At 63.7% G+C, this 17747-nt stretch carries 10 protein-coding genes; 7 read left to right on the top strand and 3 right to left on the bottom strand.

All coding sequences use genetic code 11. The features are described 5' to 3' along the window. The first annotated feature begins 376 nt into the window (after positions 1-376). The 4 genes from VHD36_18455 to VHD36_18440 all read left to right on the top strand — a co-directional run bounded on the left by VHD36_18455 (position 377) and on the right by VHD36_18440 (position 8775). Positions 377-3691 (top strand): serine/threonine-protein kinase, encoded by a 3315-nt coding sequence (locus tag VHD36_18455; GenBank protein ID HVU89315.1) that lies wholly within the window; start codon positions 377-379, stop codon positions 3689-3691. Positions 3692-3738: 47 nt separating this feature from the next. Next, positions 3739-5190 carry a PAS domain-containing protein gene (locus tag VHD36_18450; GenBank protein HVU89314.1) on the top strand — a complete coding sequence of 484 codons (1452 nt, stop codon included), beginning with the start codon at positions 3739-3741 and terminating at the stop codon, positions 5188-5190. Positions 5191-5278: 88 nt separating this feature from the next. Then, entirely contained in the window at positions 5279-6646 is a 1368-nt protein-coding gene (locus tag VHD36_18445) for a PQQ-binding-like beta-propeller repeat protein (GenBank protein HVU89313.1), read from the top strand. Positions 6647-6825: 179 nt separating this feature from the next. Continuing rightward, the gene (locus VHD36_18440; GenBank protein HVU89312.1) at positions 6826-8775 is read left to right on the top strand and encodes an ABC transporter ATP-binding protein; all 1950 of its coding nucleotides are present in this window, start codon (positions 6826-6828) and stop codon (positions 8773-8775) included. Positions 8776-8795: 20 nt separating this feature from the next. On the opposite strand, the gene VHD36_18435 is transcribed toward VHD36_18440, so the two are convergent. Both VHD36_18435 and VHD36_18430 read right to left on the bottom strand, forming a co-directional pair. After that, on the bottom strand, positions 8796-11072 hold the full coding sequence (locus VHD36_18435; GenBank protein HVU89311.1) for a mechanosensitive ion channel domain-containing protein: 2277 nt from the start codon (positions 11070-11072) through the stop codon (positions 8796-8798). A gap of 208 nt (positions 11073-11280) precedes the next feature. Then, the gene (locus VHD36_18430) at positions 11281-12072 is read right to left on the bottom strand and encodes a DUF6454 family protein (protein ID HVU89310.1); all 792 of its coding nucleotides are present in this window, start codon (positions 12070-12072) and stop codon (positions 11281-11283) included. A 290-nt stretch (positions 12073-12362) separates the two neighbouring features. On the opposite strand from VHD36_18430, the gene VHD36_18425 reads away from it, so the two are divergent. The 3 genes from VHD36_18425 (at position 12363) to VHD36_18415 (ending at position 13535) form a co-directional block, all read left to right on the top strand. After that, the gene (locus tag VHD36_18425; GenBank protein HVU89309.1) at positions 12363-12545 is read left to right on the top strand and encodes a CsbD family protein; all 183 of its coding nucleotides are present in this window, start codon (positions 12363-12365) and stop codon (positions 12543-12545) included. 51 nt (positions 12546-12596) lie between these two features. Continuing rightward, a complete protein-coding gene (locus VHD36_18420; GenBank protein ID HVU89308.1) occupies positions 12597-12878 on the top strand; it encodes a hypothetical protein in 282 nt (93 codons plus the stop codon). Between the two features lie 87 nt (positions 12879-12965). Continuing rightward, the gene (locus tag VHD36_18415) at positions 12966-13535 is read left to right on the top strand and encodes a ferritin-like domain-containing protein (GenBank protein HVU89307.1); all 570 of its coding nucleotides are present in this window, start codon (positions 12966-12968) and stop codon (positions 13533-13535) included. Here VHD36_18415 and VHD36_18410 read toward each other — a convergent pair. Further along, a complete protein-coding gene (locus VHD36_18410) occupies positions 13532-17542 on the bottom strand; it encodes a dockerin type I domain-containing protein (GenBank protein ID HVU89306.1) in 4011 nt (1336 codons plus the stop codon). The two genes, VHD36_18415 and VHD36_18410, sit on opposite strands and share 4 nt — an antisense overlap. Positions 17543-17747 lie beyond the last annotated feature (205 nt).

Below are 17747 nucleotides of genomic sequence, written 5' to 3'. Positions count from 1 at the left end.
GCCGCGCCGGAATGCGTCGGTCAAAATGCTTGCTTTCGCGTAGGCCCGGGCGGATACTCTCGGTTGCGGTGTTGGGGTGTCTTCTTACCTGCGAGGAAGCGTTTTTTTGCAGCGGCGCGGCCCCGGTTGAGTCAAGGGTGGCCATCTGAACTGCCCCAACCAGTAGCTGAGCGCCGGACCTGCAGGATCGCTCGCGCGAGCTAACTCGCACCGTAGGTTTCGCAGCACGCACTTCGACATCGCGCGGCCATGTGTTGGCGCAGGCGCTAAGGACCGGGGCAAACCTACCTCGAGCGTGCCGACGGATGTCGATCTTAAACGTCATGAATCGTCGAAGGCTTCCCTGCGCCCGTTTCCACCTTGCGAATTGAACGTTGTGCCACGCGTTGGGGGCCGCTCGATGGATATCGCCAACGAACTCGACGACCTTAGCCCTGATGAGGAACGGCTGCTCGGTCGGTTGGTCGAGTATCAGCAAGCGCTTGCCGAAGGAACGCCGATTCCGGAGGCGGCAGAGCAAGACGCGGCTCCCGGCGACCTCGCAGATCAATTAGCGCGCGGCAAGCATTTGCTCGAGCTCATGGCGACTATCGGCGAGGCACGCGACGACGAAATGTTGCCCCTCAATGGCGGCGACACGCCGGCCCTTCAGACGACGACCGACCCGCTGGAAGACGTGCTGTCTGCCCTGCACGGGCAGTGCAAGGCGCCGCAGCATTTGGGCCGCTTTCTCATTCAACGCGAACTGGGTGTCGGTGGGCATGGCGTGGTGCTATTGGCGTTCGACCCGGTGCTGAAGCGGCAGGTCGCCTTGAAAGTGCCACGCCGCGAAGCCCTACTCTCTTCGGCCCTGCGGCGCCGCTTTTTGCTCGAAGCGCGGGCGGCGGCGCGATTGACGCATCCGAACCTGGTTTCGGTCTACGAAGTCGGCGAAGCGGGGAGCGTGGGTTACATCGCGTCGGCCTTTTGTTCCGGACCGACGTTGGCGCAATGGCTGCACACCCGGCGCGAGCCGCTGAGTCCGCGGCAAGCGGCGCAACTTATCGCGCAGCTGGCCGATGCCATGCAATACTCTCATTCGCAAGGAGTCCTGCACCGCGATATCAAGCCGAGTAACGTGCTGCTTGATGACTGCAGCCCGATGGTCGACAGCGAGGCTGCCGCCGGGGACGTCCTCCCGTTCGTGCCAAAGCTGGGCGACTTTGGATTGGCAAAGCTCGAAGGCACGACCAGCAACGAGACGATCACGGGAGTCGCGCTCGGCACGCCGGGCTACATGGCGCCCGAACAAGTCGAGGGACGCATTGCCGCCATCGGCCCCGCGACCGACGTTTACGGTCTGGGCGCCGTGCTCTACGAGGCTTTGACCGGGGAGCGACCTTTTTCCGGCCGCTCGGACGCGGAATGTACGCAACGCGTGCTCAGCGAGGAGCCGACGGCACCGAGCCAGTTACGTCCGGCGATCAGCGCTGATCTTGAAGCGATTTGCTTGAAGTGCTTGGAAAAGCAGCCCGGCCAACGTTACTCATCGGCCCAGGCGCTGGCCGACGATCTGCGCCGTTTCCTGTCCGGCGAACCGATTCACGCGCGGCGCATCACGCGGGCCGAGCGCTTGGCGCGGTGGGCGCGCCGCAACCCACGGATCGCCGCACTGACGGCGGCCGTGCTGCTGTTGCTGACCACGATTGCCGTCGTTTCGACGGTCGCGGCCGTGCGACTCGATCGGGCGCGGGCGCGCGAGCAAACGGCGACGGCCGAAGCCAGGTACGAGGCCTCGCGGGCCGCGGATTTTGCCGCTCGGGCCCGCAGCGAGTCCGAAACGACGCGCGGCGTGGCAAATTTCCTCGAAGGCATGTTCCGTTCGGCCGATCCGGTCGGTATCGAGGGAATTCGCTTTCAAGCGCACGTCGACCACGCGGCCGATTTGACCGCCGTCGATATCCTGCGGCAGGGAGCCGAATCGCTACGCGGCGAGCTCAAGGACCAGCCCGCCGTACAGGCGAAGCTGATGGCCGTTATCGGTAGCGTCTACGTGACGATGGGGATGCTGCAAGAGGCGCAGCCGCTCTTGGAAGACAGCTTGCGAATCCGCGAGCAGTTGTCCGGACCCGACAGCCTGGAAACGGCCGAGAGTCTGCACGATCTGGCGACGTTGCGTTTCGCGAATTTCGATTTCAGCGCAACGCGGCAATTATTGGAGCGAGCGCTGGCCATCCGTTTACGGGAGTTGGGCCCTGACGACCCGGACACGATTCGCACCAAGTTCAACCTGGCATGGATGGCCGTGACGAACGGCCATAGCAGCGCGGAAGAAAAACTGGCGGCCGTGCCGCTCATGGAACAGGTCGTGCGCTTCCACCAGCGCGAGCACGCCTATCCGATGCGCTATGGCTTCGCGCTAATCGGCCTGGGCATGCTGCGCTACGAGGTGGAAAGGAAGGCCATGCATGCCGCGGCACTATTGGCCGAGGCCAATCGCGTGCTGTCTGAAAACGGCGACTCGGACATCGGCGCCGGCTTACTGCTGATGTTGCGCTCCTACGTGCAATCTCGCGTGGGAAGTGGACGCGCCGCCTTGTCCACGATCGAGGCCGCAATCGCCCGCATCCGCGTTGCGGCTGGCGATCGCCACCCGGTACTGATCTGGCCCCACTACACCTGGGCGGAAGCGCTGATCAGCTCCGCACGCAACAAGGAGGCGTTGGCGGTCTATCGCGATACTCTCGACTTGTGCCGTGCCATTTATGGTGATCGCCATCGCGCCATTGGGCTGACGAAAGTGCGCATGGCCGAGCCGTTGCTCAAGACCGGCGAAACGTCCGAAGCCGAGGCGGTGTTGCGCGAGGCGCTCGAAATCTTTCGCTACGAGTCCTCGAATCTTACGAATCGCGCGGTCTGCCTGCAGGAGTTGCTGAACCTGTTGTACGCCGACCATCGCCTTAAAGAATCGAGCGATCTTTGCCGGCAGGAGTTGGCGCTGGCCCGCGCAATTCCCAACAATAAGGAGTCCGCGGCGCATCTGATTTCTACGCTACGCCAGACCGCGCTGGCCGACGAGATGGCGGGGAACCTGCCCGCGGCATTTGCCGCACTGAACGAGGCCATCGATAAAACCGCCGAAAGCCGCGGTGAGACGGATACGGCGATTGCCCAGATGCTGCTCGATCAGGCACGGGTCGCACTCGCGCAAGGCGCGGAATCTTCGTACCAGGCGGTTTGCCGCCGCCTTATCGATTTGTTCTCTGCGCACGCCGAGCCCGACCTCTTGCGCGTGATGGTCTGGACGTGCGCGATGGCTCCGAATTGCGGGGCGGATCCTCAGGAAATACTGGAGATGGCCCAGCGGGCGCTCGCCGGTAATACCAAGAAAATCGCCTTTCAGCGCACGTTGGCGCTTGCGCTGCTCAGGTCCGGGCAGTACCAGCAGGGGCTGCAACAGTTCGAGGAACTGCTAGGCACCCCCGGTTGGACGCCCGGCAGCGCGGACTACGCAATTCTGGCTATCGCGCATGCCTATCTGGGTGACGAGCCGGCTGCCGAACAGTGGCGGCAGCGCGCCGAGGCGGAACCGTTGCCCTCCCCGGCCGCGACGTTGGCCGAGTGGAGGCCCGCGCGACAGGAATTACTGGAACGCGAGTTGCTGTTGAACGAGGCGGGCAGACTTTTGCTACAAGACGCCGCCACGCGATAAACGATTCGGGCGGCGCACGGGACGACGCCGCGCGAGAGGCATGGGCCATGCTTGATCGAATGACGGACAACGATGCCAGGAACCCCGAGCGGGATATTGGTTCACCGCCTGATGCCGAAGCGATGCTCGCCGCGCTCGCCGCCCACGACGACCTCACGATACTGGCCGTCGATCGAAAGGGCAACATTTCGTATGGCAATAATGGTCAATCCGCGCGCTCCGGTTGCCCGGGCGGTAATCTTTATGCCCTCCTATCCAGCGCCGACCATCCTCGCTGTCACGACGCGCTTGCACGATGCTGCGAGCTAGGTCAATCCGATTGTTTCGAGACGCACTGGCTGGATGGCACGATTCGGTCCGTCCGGGTTGTTCCTCTTGCCAGCCAGCAAGAGAAGACAGCGCTGGTGATTGCGCGCGACGTCACCGACGTCGTCCGCGTGCAAGAAGCACTGTCCGAGAGCGAGCAGCGGTTCCGCCAACTGGCCGAGAACGTGCGCGAGGTCTTCTGGCTCTTGAACCCCATCGATCGCCGCCTGCTGTATGTCACGAATGCCTATGAGCGCATCTGGGGACGAAGCGCCAAGGAGTTCTACCAGGAAAACCGCGGCTGGTTCGACGCCGTGCACGTTGATGATTCTGATCGCGTGAAGCGCTCGTTCGACGCGGCCCTTGAGTCCGGGTCCTTTCAAGCGGAGTATCGCATCGTACGCCCCGACGGAGCGGTGCGCTGGATTCGGGATCGGGCTTATATCAGCCGCGGCGCCAACGGACAGGCCGCACGGGTCGCGGGCATCGCCGAAGACATTACCGAACAACGCAACGTCGAAGACAGCCTGCGGATGGAGAGAAAGCTCTTGAAACGGCTCCTCGATTTGCAGGAGCGCGAGCGGCACCTGCTGGCGTGCGAGATCCACGACGGGTTCATTCAAGATCTGGTCGGGGCCAAGATGCTGGTCGAATCGATACGCCCCCGCTTGTCTCCCGAGCATTCCTGTCTAATGGCCCGCTTGGAAACCATCGAGTGCGCGCTGCGCAAAGCGATCGGCGAGGGACGACGTATGGTTTCCAACCTGCGGCCCATGGTCATCGACGACAAGGGCATCCTGGCGGCTATCGAGTATCTGATCAACGAGCGTCAAGCCGAGGCGGGCCCACACATGACCTTCTCGCACGATGTGCGTTTCTCGCGCTTGCCGCCCCTGCTGGAAGGAACGCTGTTTCGCATCGTGCAGGAGTCGCTGACCAACGCCCGCCGCCATAGCCAGGCCTCGGAGGTACACGTTGAGTTGGCCCAGGTCGATGAGCGGGTCGTGCTGACGATCGTCGACGACGGCGTCGGTTTCAATCGCGCCGAAGTTCCCGAAGGGCGCTTCGGGCTGCGTGGGCTGATCGAGCGGGCTCGCTTGTTCGGCGGCCGCGCCGATGTGCATAGCGAACCCGGATGCGGCACGCGCGTGTGGGTCGATCTGCCCATCAGCAAAAGCGGCATCAGCCTCTGAGGGCGTATCTGGGGCGCTAGCGCTGGCTGTCCCGCTCTCTGGTCGCGGGTTACATTAGGGCCTGGGAGCCGCGTTTCGGGGAACGTGCATGATCGCTCGCCTCGCCAGATTTGCTTTGCTGGTATCCGCCGCGGCGGTTGCGCCGGGCGCGTTTGCCATTGCGGACGACAACTGGCCGCAATTCCGCGGGCCGGGTGCGCGCGGTGTTGCCGATCATCCCGATTTGCCCGACACCTGGAGCGCGACCGAGAACGTCGCCTGGAAGACGGCCATCGCCGGCCGCGGCTGGTCGTCGCCGATCGTTTGGGGGAAGCGCGTCTTTCTTACGAGTGTTACCAGCGCCGAGGACCAGGCCGAGCGCAAACGGGGCCTGTATTTCGGTGGCGATCAAAAAGTGGCGCCCTCGGTGCCGCACAAGTGGTACGTGTACTGCCTGGACCGGACCGATGGTCGCTTGTTGTGGGAGCGTGTCGCGCACGAAGGCGTGCCCCCGCAGTCGGTTCACTTGAAGAACACCTACGCTTCGGAAACGCCCGTCACCGACGGCGAGCGCGTGTACGCCTATTTCGGCAACCTGGGCGTGTTCTGCTACGACTTTGACGGCCAGCCTCTCTGGTCGCGCACGTTGGGAAGCTACAAGACGGCCGACGGGATGGGCACGGGCAGTTCGCCCATCATGTACGGCGAAAACGTGCTGGTTCTCAATGACAACGAGGACGAATCGTTTCTTCTGGCCTTGGATCGCAAGACCGGCGCCGAGAATTGGCGCGTCGCGCGGCCCGAGAAAAGCTGCTGGTCGACCCCCTACCTCTGGCACAATGCGCTGCGCAGCGAGCTAGTCATCTCGGGCAGCGGTGTCGTTCGCTCGTACGATCTTGATGGTCGACTGCTGTGGCATCTCGGTGACATGTCGGCCCATTCGATCCCGTCGCCGCTGGCCGGGCCGAATTTGCTGTACCTGGCATCGGGCCACGTGCTGAGCAGTAAACGGCCCATCGTGGCCGTGCGTCCGGGAGGGGCGGGGGATATCTCGCTGGCTGCGGACGCATCGAACAATGATTTCGTTGCCTGGTGCTTGCGCCGCGCGGCACCGTACAATCCGTCGCTGCTCTACTTCCAGGACCGCGTTTACGCTCTGACCGATTTGGGAATTCTGTCCTGCTACGATGCGCAGACCGGCAAGGCGGTATACGAACGGAAGCGGCTACCCAACGGCCGCGCGTTCACGGCGTCTCCTTGGGCCGCCAACGGCAATATCTTTTGCTTAAGCGAGTTCGGTGACACGTTCGTCATCAAAGCCGGCGACGATTTCGAGGTGCTGCGCGTCAACTCGTTGGGGGATGAGGAAATGTTCCTTTCCACGCCCGGGTTAGCCGGCAGCCAGTTGCTGGTTCGCGGCGAGCACCACCTGTTTGCCATCCAAAAACCGGGCGCCGCGGGCCGCGACAAGCCCTGACGGATCAAAGCGTCCGACTGCCCTTCTCACCACAATTCCGGCGGCTTCAGGCATGTTGTTTTGGTCGGATGCGCCAAACCAGCCGCACTGCGCTAAAATACTTCAGACCGCGGCCGCCCCCGTCCCAGGAACGCACGAGCGTGGAGGGCGCTATTCCGCAAAGGGCCAAGTAACGTCCGATGAAAACACGTAGCTCTTCCAGTCGCGCCCGCTTCGCCGAGTACCGGAAGCGATTACGCGCCGAGCGTCACGGCGACGGCGCAGCCGAGAAAAATGGCAGTGCGCCGCAATCATCGCGCCGCTCCCATCGCTCGGCCTGGTTGCTGGTGCGGCATTTTCTGTCGCTAGCCCGTGGTCACCGGCTATCGTTAGGAATTGCGCTGGCGACGTTGACGGTTTCGACGCTCTTGAAGCTCGTGCCTCCGGCGGCGACGAAGCTGGTCGTCGACAACGTGTTTCCCGGTAAGCCGCTGCCGCTCGTCGAACGCTGGCATCTGCCGGCGACCGGCATGCCCGCTCTTTTGATTTTGGCGCTGGGCGTGTTCGTGATCTCGGTCGTATCGCTGGTGGTCAACACCTGGGGGCGGTACCTGGCCACGGTGACGGTCAAGCGACTTCAGGTCGATCTGCGCAAGCGCGTCTTCGCGCATGCGGTACGACTGCCGTTGCATCGGGTGTATGCGATCAAGTCCGGGGGCGTGGCCAGCATCTTGCGCGAAGACGCGGGTGGCGTGGGCGACCTGGTCTTCAACATGATTTACAACCCCTGGCGCGCCGTCATTCAGCTCTTGGCCAGCCTGGCGGTGTTGGCCTGGGTCGATTGGCGGTTGTTGCTGGGCTCGCTGGTCGTGATTCCCACGGTTTTCGTGACGCACCGAACCTGGATCGGACGCATTCGCCCCCAGTTCCGCGAGATCCGCCGGCAACGGCAAGAAATCGACAGTCACGCGACCGAGGCCTTTGGCGGGATGCGTGTCGTGCGCGCTTTTGGGCGCAGCCATAGCGAGACGGCCCGCTTCACGCGCGGAGGCAACCTCATGGCCCGGCACGAGCTCTTGGCCTGGTGGTGGTCGCGCGGTGTCGAAATGGTGTGGGCCGTGCTGATTCCCGGTGCATCGGCGCTGTTGTTGATTTACGGCGGTTCGCAGGTGCTCTCCGGCGCCCTTTCGGTCGGCGAGCTGATGATGTTCCTCGTGTATCTGGTCATGCTGCTCGAACCGCTGGCCGTATTGGCCGAGAGCGCCACGACACTGCAGAACAATCTGGCCGGTCTGGATCGGGTTTACGATCTCTTGGACGAGCCGCGCGAGATGCCGTCGCGTCCTGGCGCGCGAGACATTGCTCGCGATGAGGTCGCCGGCCACGTGCAATTGCGAGACGTTAGCTTCCATTACCCGGGCACAAGCCAATACGTGCTGCGCAACGTCGATCTCGACGCACGACCGGGCCAGATGATCGCCTTGGTCGGACCGAGCGGCGCCGGCAAAACCACGCTTTGCAACCTGGTGGCGCGGTTCTACGATCCGGTCGAGGGCTCGGTATCCCTCGACGGCGTCGACCTGCGCGATATCCATGTGGAAAGCTATCGCCGATTGCTGGGCGTGGTGGAGCAGGATATTTTCCTGTTCGACGGTACGATCGCGGCCAACATCGGCTACGCCGCGCGGCACGCGACGCCCGCACAAATCGAAGAAGCGGCCCGCGTGGCCAACGCGCACGAGTTTATCGTGTCGCTAGCGGACGGTTACGACACGCTCATCGGTGAGCGGGGCGTGAAGCTCAGCGGTGGGCAGCGGCAACGGTTGGCGATCGCCCGGGCCGTGCTGGCCGATCCGCGCATCTTCATCCTGGACGAGGCCACGAGCAATCTCGACACGGAAAGCGAGCGGCTGATCCAGCAAAGCCTCGACACGCTGCTCAGGGGGCGCACCAGTTTCGTCATCGCTCACCGCTTAAGCACGATCATGCACGCTGACCTGATCGTGCTGCTGGTCGACGGCGAGATCGTCGAACGCGGCACGCATGACGACTTGATGGCTTCGAGCGGTCGCTATCGCACGATGGTCGAGATCCAAATGGGCCATCGGCCGAAGCCGGCGGTGAATGCCGCGCACGACGGCGGACGCTGAGTTGATCGGCGACCGTTCTCTTATGCGGCGCTCGCGCGACTGGCCGCGGGCGAAACCGCACTTGTGGGCGTGCTGATCGCCGCTTGTGCGTTTTGCTCCAGGAACAGCTCGTTGATGGCTTCGCGCACGTCGCTCTGCGCGATCGCCGCCTGCATCTCGTCGCGCAATTGCAGCCAGAAATGCAGCTCGAAGTCCATCGTCGTCGTCCCGAACTGTTTGAACAATACGACGGGACAAGGGGCGTGCAGCACCGCCGGCTGCGACAGCGCCGCGGCGAGGAGAAGTCCCTTGGCCTCTTTCACCGGGATTTTCGTCGGCAACGTCACCGCGACGGTCGTCTGGATCAGGCTGTCGGACAGGGTCAGGTTGGTCACCTTATCCGACAAGAGCTTGCTGTTCGGCACGACTAGCTCATGATTTGCGTCGGTCTTGATGCGCGTGCTGCGCGGGCCGATGTGTTCAACAGTGCCTTGCACGGTGTCGACCATCACGATATCGCCCACGCGAATCGGCTGCTCAGCGAGCAGGATGATTCCACTCATGAAATTATTGGCGATGTCCTGGCTGCCGAAGCCCACGGCGATGGCCACGGCACCGCCTAAAAACGCGAAGGCCGAAAGCGGGATATGCACGACCTGAAACGACAGGACGCCAAAGAGCATCGTTAACGAATAGAAAGCCATGGCGCGGATGGCGTGCGAGGCTCCCTCGTTGAGGCCGAACCGCGGCAGGATCTGCTGGCCCAACAAGCGGCTCAAAACACGGGCCGCGAAGACGCTCAAAAACAGCCAGAAAATCAGCGTGACGATTTTACCAATCGTGATCGGACGATCGTTGACCGTGAACACTTCGCACTGCCAGGCGACCAAGAAGCGCTCCTCGGCTTTGGTGCGCCAACTGTCCGCGTGCTGCGGCTTCAGCCGCGCATCGAGCTCCTCGCTAAACCGCTCCGCCCAGCGCTGGGTGACCTGGAGCTGCACGACGTTCGTTTCGCACACCTCGCGTAGCGACTGCCATTGGGTCGATTGAAATTCGCCCCATTTCTTGATGTCGGCGTCCTCGTCGTCGCGCATGCGCTGGACGAGTTTCGCCTGGCTGGCGCGGGTCGTTTCGATTTGCTGGGCCAGGGACCGTTGCCGATCGCCCAATTCGGTTAGCAGGTCCTGCAAAGTGACGCGCCATTCGGCCAGCTCGGCGGGCGTGGCCGTGCCAGTCTCGGCCGCAAAGCGGCATTCCCAATAATGACGCAGTCGCCGAGTGTCGCCGAGGCATTCGTTCAGAAGCGACATCTCGATCTGCTGCGCGTCGCGCGCCACATGCCATGACTCGGCGGCCAGATCCATGACCGCGCGTGCAGCCTTGTTATCATGTAACTGCTTAAGAGACGCTGTTTGCTCCAGCTCGGTCTTGCGGCGGCTCGCGCGGACTTGCTTGAGCTTCGCGTTCAACCCCGCCTCGACGGCAGTCAGCGCCTTCAATCGGTCCTGCACGTCCTGCCGGGTGAAGCGAACGTCGCGGCCGATCAACGCGACCTTCTCGGCCAACAGCGTCTTGCGCACGGTCGACACGTCGCGCCGCAACGCCCTTACATCGACCTCAAGTTGCCGGACCGTGATCAGCTCTTTGGCAATCTGGCTTTCGCGCTCGGCCAATTTCAGATCGTGGGCGAGCGCAGCTTGCTGGTCCGCACGCTTGTTTTCGGCCATGGTTTCTTGGATGCGGCGCCGCTCGCGTTCTGCTTGACTGAAGTGCGCCTGCGCCGCCTCGATCATTTGCGCGGCCTGCTTCAAATCGGCGTTGTTGACGTTTTCGCGATCCTCTTCCGCCGCAAGTTCGTCTCGCAGATCCTCCAACAGCAAGAACGAGTACGGCTTCGTCTCGCTCGCGCCGTATTTGCGCAGCGCGTCGAGATCCGCCTGTACGCGCTGTTTTTCGGCCGTGAGCTCCTGCCGCTGTTCGAGCCGGGCTTGCTGCTCGCCATAGACGCCATCCAGGACCTCGAGGAATTCCAGCTCGTCTTCACTGTCGGAGACGTCAAGCGAATCATTGCCACTGGCGCCCTGCGGATCTTGTTGAGCGAGCGCCGCGATCTGGGCCGCCAACTCCTTGCGCTTGACGAGCGTTTCTTCCAAGGTAGAGGGCGAGGCAGGCGCCGCACCTTCGGCCTTGGCGGTAACGCTTGCCCCAGCCGGTGCCGCCGCGGCGCGTGTGCCCGCGGATAGCAGCGCACAGCCTGCGATGAGGATGCCGATGATCGCTAAGTGGCGCGGGGGACGAATCCGGGCATGACGGCACATCGCAGCTCCTTGAAATCGCTCGGCGGGGAAGCGAGTCGCGAGATGGGTGGCTGGAAAGACGGTGGCGCAGGGCGAAAAGCTTAGCCGTTAAGCGTCGCGGGGTACAGACGATTCGTGCCCGAGTGCCGAGCATGCCCCGCCATGGCGGGGCGAAGCGCTGCTAGCACGTAACGTGAAAGTGCCTCGCATGCTCCTCCGAACTTCTCGATCACGGTCGTGGCGCCGCGAACTGATAGATGGTCGTCTGCGGACCGTCCTCCGGCATCAGAAAAAGCGCTCCTTTAAAGATCGCGCAGCCTTCGCGGCAGAAATTGTTGCCGCCCGAGCGGAGCGTGCCGCGCGGCCTCCAGCGCGCCTCAAGCGCCAGCGTGTCGGGGCGCAGACAATCGACGACGGGCCGCACCTGCCCCTCAACCTTCTCGGTGCCGCAACCGACGAGGAGCTCGCCCCAGGATTTCAGATCTTGATAAGCCGTCGGCCGCGGGTTGGCGGTCTCGCCCAGCTTCTTGCCGTCGGCGGTAAAGCGATAGAACGTTCGGGCGTCCCAATTCGCGGCCGTAATCTGGCCCCCGGCGTTGACGGCCAGGCAGCCGATATGGTCGTCGACGGTGAACGACGCTTGGGTTTCCAGGCTTTGCGCATCGAGCTTGAGGATCGTGCTCGTCGAGCGCGGCCGGTACTCGGCCACGGGAACCCATAAAGAATCGCCGGCGAGTTCGATCCCGCCCGGATGAAACTGGGCGTCGAACGACAATTCGCGTTTGCCTGCCAGCTTGGCCGTGGCGCGGTCAACGCGGAAGACAAAGCCGACGCGCGCGCGGCGGTCGACGCTGGAAATCCAATAAGAATCGGCCGTGACGGCGAGCCCTTGCACATGATGCGTCGGGTACTCGATCGGCTGCTGATCGACTAGATCGATGTCGACCGTGGCGACTTCTTCGGCCCAACTCACCGGCGCGGCAATCACGAGGCACAGCAGAACAACAAGACGCGCTGTCACCGTTACAACCCCCTCGCTCGACGAATCAACCTGTTCCCAAGATACACGATGCCGAGCAGTCAGTTGTTCCGAAAAAATCGACTTACCTGGCTCCGGTGCCAGCATCGCAGCGAAACCGGAATGGCGTGCCGACGGCCAGTAGGGCCTCACGATCGGCCAGAGAACCGGAAATTGCCCGGCAAGTTTTCCGCGATGTTGCTCTGGCACATGACTTGCAATACCACCGAATCCATGAGAGGGACGGGCATCCTGTCGTCCGATACCAACAACGAATTCGAGAGGAGCAGATCATGGCTGGGAAAGCAGAAGAAGTGAAAGGTCGCGTGAAAGAGGCCGCCGGCGCGCTCGCGGACAACGACAAAATGCGCCGCGAGGGCAAGATCGATCAGGCCGCCGGCAAGGTGAAGCAGGCCGCGGAGAAGGTCGTCGAGAAGGTAAAGGACCGCGCGAAACAGATCAATCGCGACTCGTGAGCGCCCAGGATTTTTTAGAGAACCAACCTCGAATCAACGGAGAATCTCAAAATGGCGAGCAACAGCCGTAAGCACGTGCGTAATGCTGCCGAGCATGGAGAACGAGCTGTCAAGGCGGTGCGCCGCGAGGCAACGGCGGCCGGGCGCGAGGCCCTCAATGGCATGAGCGAACAGATGCACGAAGTCTTCGACGCCGGCCGCGCTCAGGTGACCGACCTGGCGGAGTGCGCCCGAGACTCGATTCGCGCGCGACCCTTGCAGACGCTGGCGATGGCCGTCGGCGCGGGCGTCGTTTTCGGGTTGACCATGCGCCTCGTCAATCGGTGGCGCTAACAGCAGCTCGGCTCCTGGTTTCACGGCTCAGGAATGCGAACCTTTATTCGGAGTGGCCGCCGGCGGCCCTGAAAGGATTGGTAGGTCATGAAGATGGCAACGCTGAAGGAACTCTTTGTTGACGAGCTCAAGGATTTGTACAGCGCGGAAAAGCAGTTGATCAAAGCGCTGCCGAAAATGGCAAAGGCAGCGCATTCCGAGGATTTGCAACAAGGCTTTCTCGATCATCTCGAGCAGACGAAGGGACATGCCGAACGATTGGAGCAAGTATTCGAGCTGCTCGGGCAGAAGGCGAAGGCTAAAACGTGTAAGGCCATGGTAGGGTTGATCGAGGAAGGCGAGGAACTGCTGCAAGAAGACGCCGAGCCGGAAGTCCTTGACGCGGGTTTGATTGCCGCCGCGCAGCGCGTCGAGCATTACGAGATCGCCGGCTACGGCTGCGTGCGCACGTACGCCGAGTTGCTCGGCGAGGATCAAGCTCGCAATCTTCTGCAACAGACGCTCGACGAAGAGGCCGCGACCGACAGAAAGCTCAGTGAGCTTGCCGAGCAAATCAACGTCGAAGCCGAAAGCCCCGAAGGCGAAGAAGCCGAAGGCAGCAAAGCGTCGCGTAGCCATGGGCACAAACGCCGGCGCGCCACGTCCAAGGCCCGCTAAGATCTAACCGCGAAACGCGCGGCCAATATCGCGTCGAGCGTGTCGTCATCCAGCGACCAACGGTGGTTATCCCCAAGCGAGGACAGCTCGAGCGACGCCGGGCCCAACTCACCCGACTGCGAGGCTATCCAGCCCCCGATCCGCTCTTCGAGGACGGCAAGGCCGTCGAACGGGGCGCGGGTCTCGGACGAGCTTATGTTGTTGTTCGGCGCAGACAAAGTGCTATTGCCCGCGCTTGAGATAAACGATGCCAGATGCTCGGCAGGCGGCGGTACGGCCGTCGAAGTTTCAGGCAACATCAACGCAGTTGGCACAACTTGCGCGGCCGGTGAGTCAGCGGGCTCAGCAGCGCCGACGACGATGGTGGCACGTACGACATTCGACGTCTCCGTTGCACCGCTTGTGGATGCCGCCAACACGTCGGGTACCGTGGCAGTAGCCGCCGGCGCACTAACGCCGACGTCCATGCCGGTGGCCGCGGCACTATTCCCCGTTTGTAGATTTATGGCCATCAAGCTTTGGCCACGGAAAGTATTCGCCTGAGCAGCGGTGCCCCCCGGCACGCTTGCCAGCCATTGCGAGGCAATCAGCGCCAGATCCTGCGAGTTGACGATGCCGTCGGCATTCACGTCACCGACCACGCCAGAGGTAAGCCAGCCCACCGTGACTGCGGCCAAATCCTGACTGTTCACAATGCCGTCGCCGTTCGCGTCGCCCGGCAACACGCGAATCCCGAAGTTGAAATCCCCACCGGCCACTTCGTTGCCTGATGGATAGGCGCTCACGCCGTTGGTCCATTCACCGTCGAGCGCGTTGCCGGCTGAGTCCTTCACCGCGCTTGCCCCGGTCGAGTGCAAAACGAGATTCAATGTGCCGGCGCCGACCGGATTTGCCAGTGTCCACACCGCCGTGAAGGTGGCTGGAAAATAGCGGAAGCCAGTCGTCGCAATCGTACTTCCTAACTCGCTGAGGTCGAGACTCGATTGGGAGACGCTCACATCCTTGCTGAACGAGATTTCGATCTGATTGACGTTCGCCCAGGGAAGCGCGTTCAGTTGTGTTGCGCCGGCGGGGATGACGTAGCCGGTGCCATTCCCGTGCCCGGCCACCTGCAAGGCGGTCAAGAACGAAGCCGACCAGGTCGTGCCACTGGCAAGCACCTGGGTAACGGTTGGCGGTACACCGGAGGTGCTGCTGGTGACGTTGAAGAGTTGCGTGAAGCCCGACGTCAGTCCCGCCGTGGCGACAATCAATTTGTACCCGTTGCCGGGCTGCGAAATAGACAGATCGTTGAACGTCGCCACTCCACTGATTGCGTTGACGGTCACCGTTCCCGAGAGCGATCCGCCGCCCGGATTGGTGATAATTGCTACCGAGATCGGGCCGTTATAGGTTGGGTCGGGAACGCCACTGCTATTTTCGGCGGCGACTTGTAGCGAGAAAGTTGAGCCGGCGTGTACGCTGGCCGGCGGTTGGGATAGCACGCCGATGTGCGTGGCGGGCATGGCGGTGGTAATCGTGCCGCCCGCGACATAGATGCCACTGCCGGCGGCCGTACCCGCTTTGCCGATACCACCGACCCCGCCTGCGACTCCCGGTGCTCCACCACTCGCTGTCCCTCCCTGGGCGCCGTCGCCACCGCCCGCCGCGCGGAAGCCATTGGCTCGGGGAACGAGATGGCCCCCCAGGCCGCCGCGTCCGCCACTGCCGCCGAGTCCGCCGGTGCCCCCTGCACCGCCTGAGCCCGCGGCGCCCTGTGCGCCGATGACACCGCCACTGGCAGCAACTTGCAAGCCGGTGTAAGTCGTTCCCAGTCCTATCTGCAGGGCGCCGCCACCAAGGTAAATGCTGCCGCCAAAAACGCTGCCGCCGGTCCCTGAAAGTCCCGAGGTCCCACCGTTTCCTCCGTTTCCTCCCTGCGCCCCCTGCCCGCCAGCACCGCCATTGCCGCCTTGGCCGCCGCTACCAACAAGCCAGCCACGGTGGAAGCTCGTTCCCCCGTCCCCTCCGGAGCCGCCCGAGCCGCCTGAGCCTCCGGCGCCACCGTGGCCGCCTGCGCCTCCGGCGCCGCCCGCTCCGGCTGGCCCTCCGGCACCGCCAAATTCGCTATTAATAAAAAGCGCATCCTTATCGAGTTCGGCCGAACCGCCAAACACGGCAATGCCCGCGCCGAAGGCGGTGTTCCCTGCGCCTCCTGCGCCTCCTGCTCCGCCGTTGCCGCCATTGCCGGCTGCCGCCCCGTTGCCGCCATTGCCGCCATCGCCGGCGGGCGCGCCATTCTGTTGTTCGATCGGGCCGTTGTAGCCGAGTCCTCCCGAGCCGCCACGGCCGCCATCCCCTCCGGCGCCTCCGCGGCCGCCATTACCACCTCGTCCGCCTACGCCCCCCGCGCCGCCCACTCCACCGATGCCGCCGGCTGCTTGATTGGCTGTAATCGAATAGCTGGTGATGGTGAGCGATCCGCCGGCGACAAAGAGGCCGGCGCCGGCCGCAGTCCCGGCGAGCCCGCCGATTCCACCATCACCGCCATTCCGGGCGTTGCCGCCGAGTCCGCCCGCCGCGCCGTTGCCTCCATCACCACCGCTGCCGCCATGTGCTTGGCTTTGCGAGGCAAAACCGCCGCCCGCGCCGCCTGAGCCACCACGGCCACCGTTGCCGCCGCGTGCGCCCGATCCACCGTTGCCCCCTGCGCCTCCGGCTCCGCCCGCGCCGCCGCGTCCGCCCCAAGCATAGTTGTTTTGCACGGTGCCGGTCTGCATGGTCGCGTTGCCGCCGGCCAGGTAGATCGCACCTCCTTCGGCATCGCCTCCATTACCACCGGTCCCTCCGTTGCCGCCGTTGGCAGCGAGTCCGCCGGTGGCACCCAGACCGCCGGCCGCACCCGCCGCGCCGTTGCCACCATTGCCGGCGGGGTTAGGCCCTGTGTTTGGTCCGCCGTGCCCGCCATCTCCGCCGCTGCCCCCTTGGCCGCCAGCGCCGCCGGCGCCGCCGGCAAGCTGATTGCCCTGAGCGCCAACGCCTCCCACGCCGCCATGACCGGCTAAGACCGAGTTATTTTGGAAGGTCGTGTTCGCGATGGTGAGTTGCCCCCCCGCGACATAGAGACCGCCGCCGGCGGCATCGCCTCCGTCGCCACCACGACCACCTTGCCCGACCAGCACAGAATCATTCCCTCCAGGTATGCCATTTTTCCCAGGCGTGCCCGGCAAGCCGTTTTGGCCCGGCTGTCCTTGTCCGGTCGCAATGGCACCGTTGGCGCCGTTGGGACCGGCGCTTCCCGCCGCACCATGCATCGGCGGTGCTCCGCTGATGCCGCCGCTACCTCCGTTCCCGCCTGCACCGGCCTGGGCCACGCCGTGATCGATCAACGAGCCGAAGAGATTCAGCGAGCCGGCGGCGAGATAGATCGCGCCGCCACGCGCATTTTGGCCTGCGCCGCCGTCCGTACCATGGAAGGCGCCGATGCCGGCTGCGCCAGCGGCGGCGTTTGCCTGGTCGCTTCTCATGGCTACATCGCTGAGCGTGACGCTGCCGCCGTCAATGAGTAGACCGCCACCCAGCGCCGCGCTTGTGCCTAGCTGCCCACCGTTGGTGGCGTTGCCGTGGTTGATGCTCAGGTGCTCGATGAGGGCCGAGCTCGTCGCGCCAGGTGTGCTCGCAATTTCGAAGACGCGGGTTGCCGACGCGCCGTCGATCACGGTTTTCGTTTGGCCGGCACCGACGATGGTCAACGCTTTACTCGCGACGGAGCTGTTTAGATCCTGCAGCAGCAATTCGCCGGCGCTGGCATTTAGCGTGTAAGTTCCGGCTGCGAGATTGATCGTGTTCGTGGCATCGCCGTTGTGGTTTGCGGTGCTGACCGCGGCGGTCAGCCCGGCCACGTCGTTGACATTGAAAACGGCCAACAGGCGGCGCGCTTCGAGCGGTTCAAGCGCTAGCGAACGCGTGGCAGTGCGCCGGTCGACGCGCAAGCCCTCGCGCCGGCAGGATGGATGTGGATGCGACATGGGATGTAACACTCTCAGCGGGAGCGGACTCAACGCGGGAGCGTGCGCGACGGACACTGCCATGCAGAGCAGCTATGCCGGGCAGGCGACACTGGCGGTGCGATACTAAATAGCGGTCTTATCGAATGCAAAGAAAAATCTTCGCGCGCCGAAAACCGGTCCCGTAGTTGGCCCGTTGCCCCTCTCGTTGGTTTGTATCCTCGGC

This window comes from Pirellulales bacterium, from assembly GCA_035546535.1.
In the GTDB taxonomy this organism is placed as follows: domain Bacteria; phylum Planctomycetota; class Planctomycetia; order Pirellulales; family JACPPG01; genus JACPPG01.
This window is presented reverse-complemented; position numbering and strand designations above follow the sequence as displayed.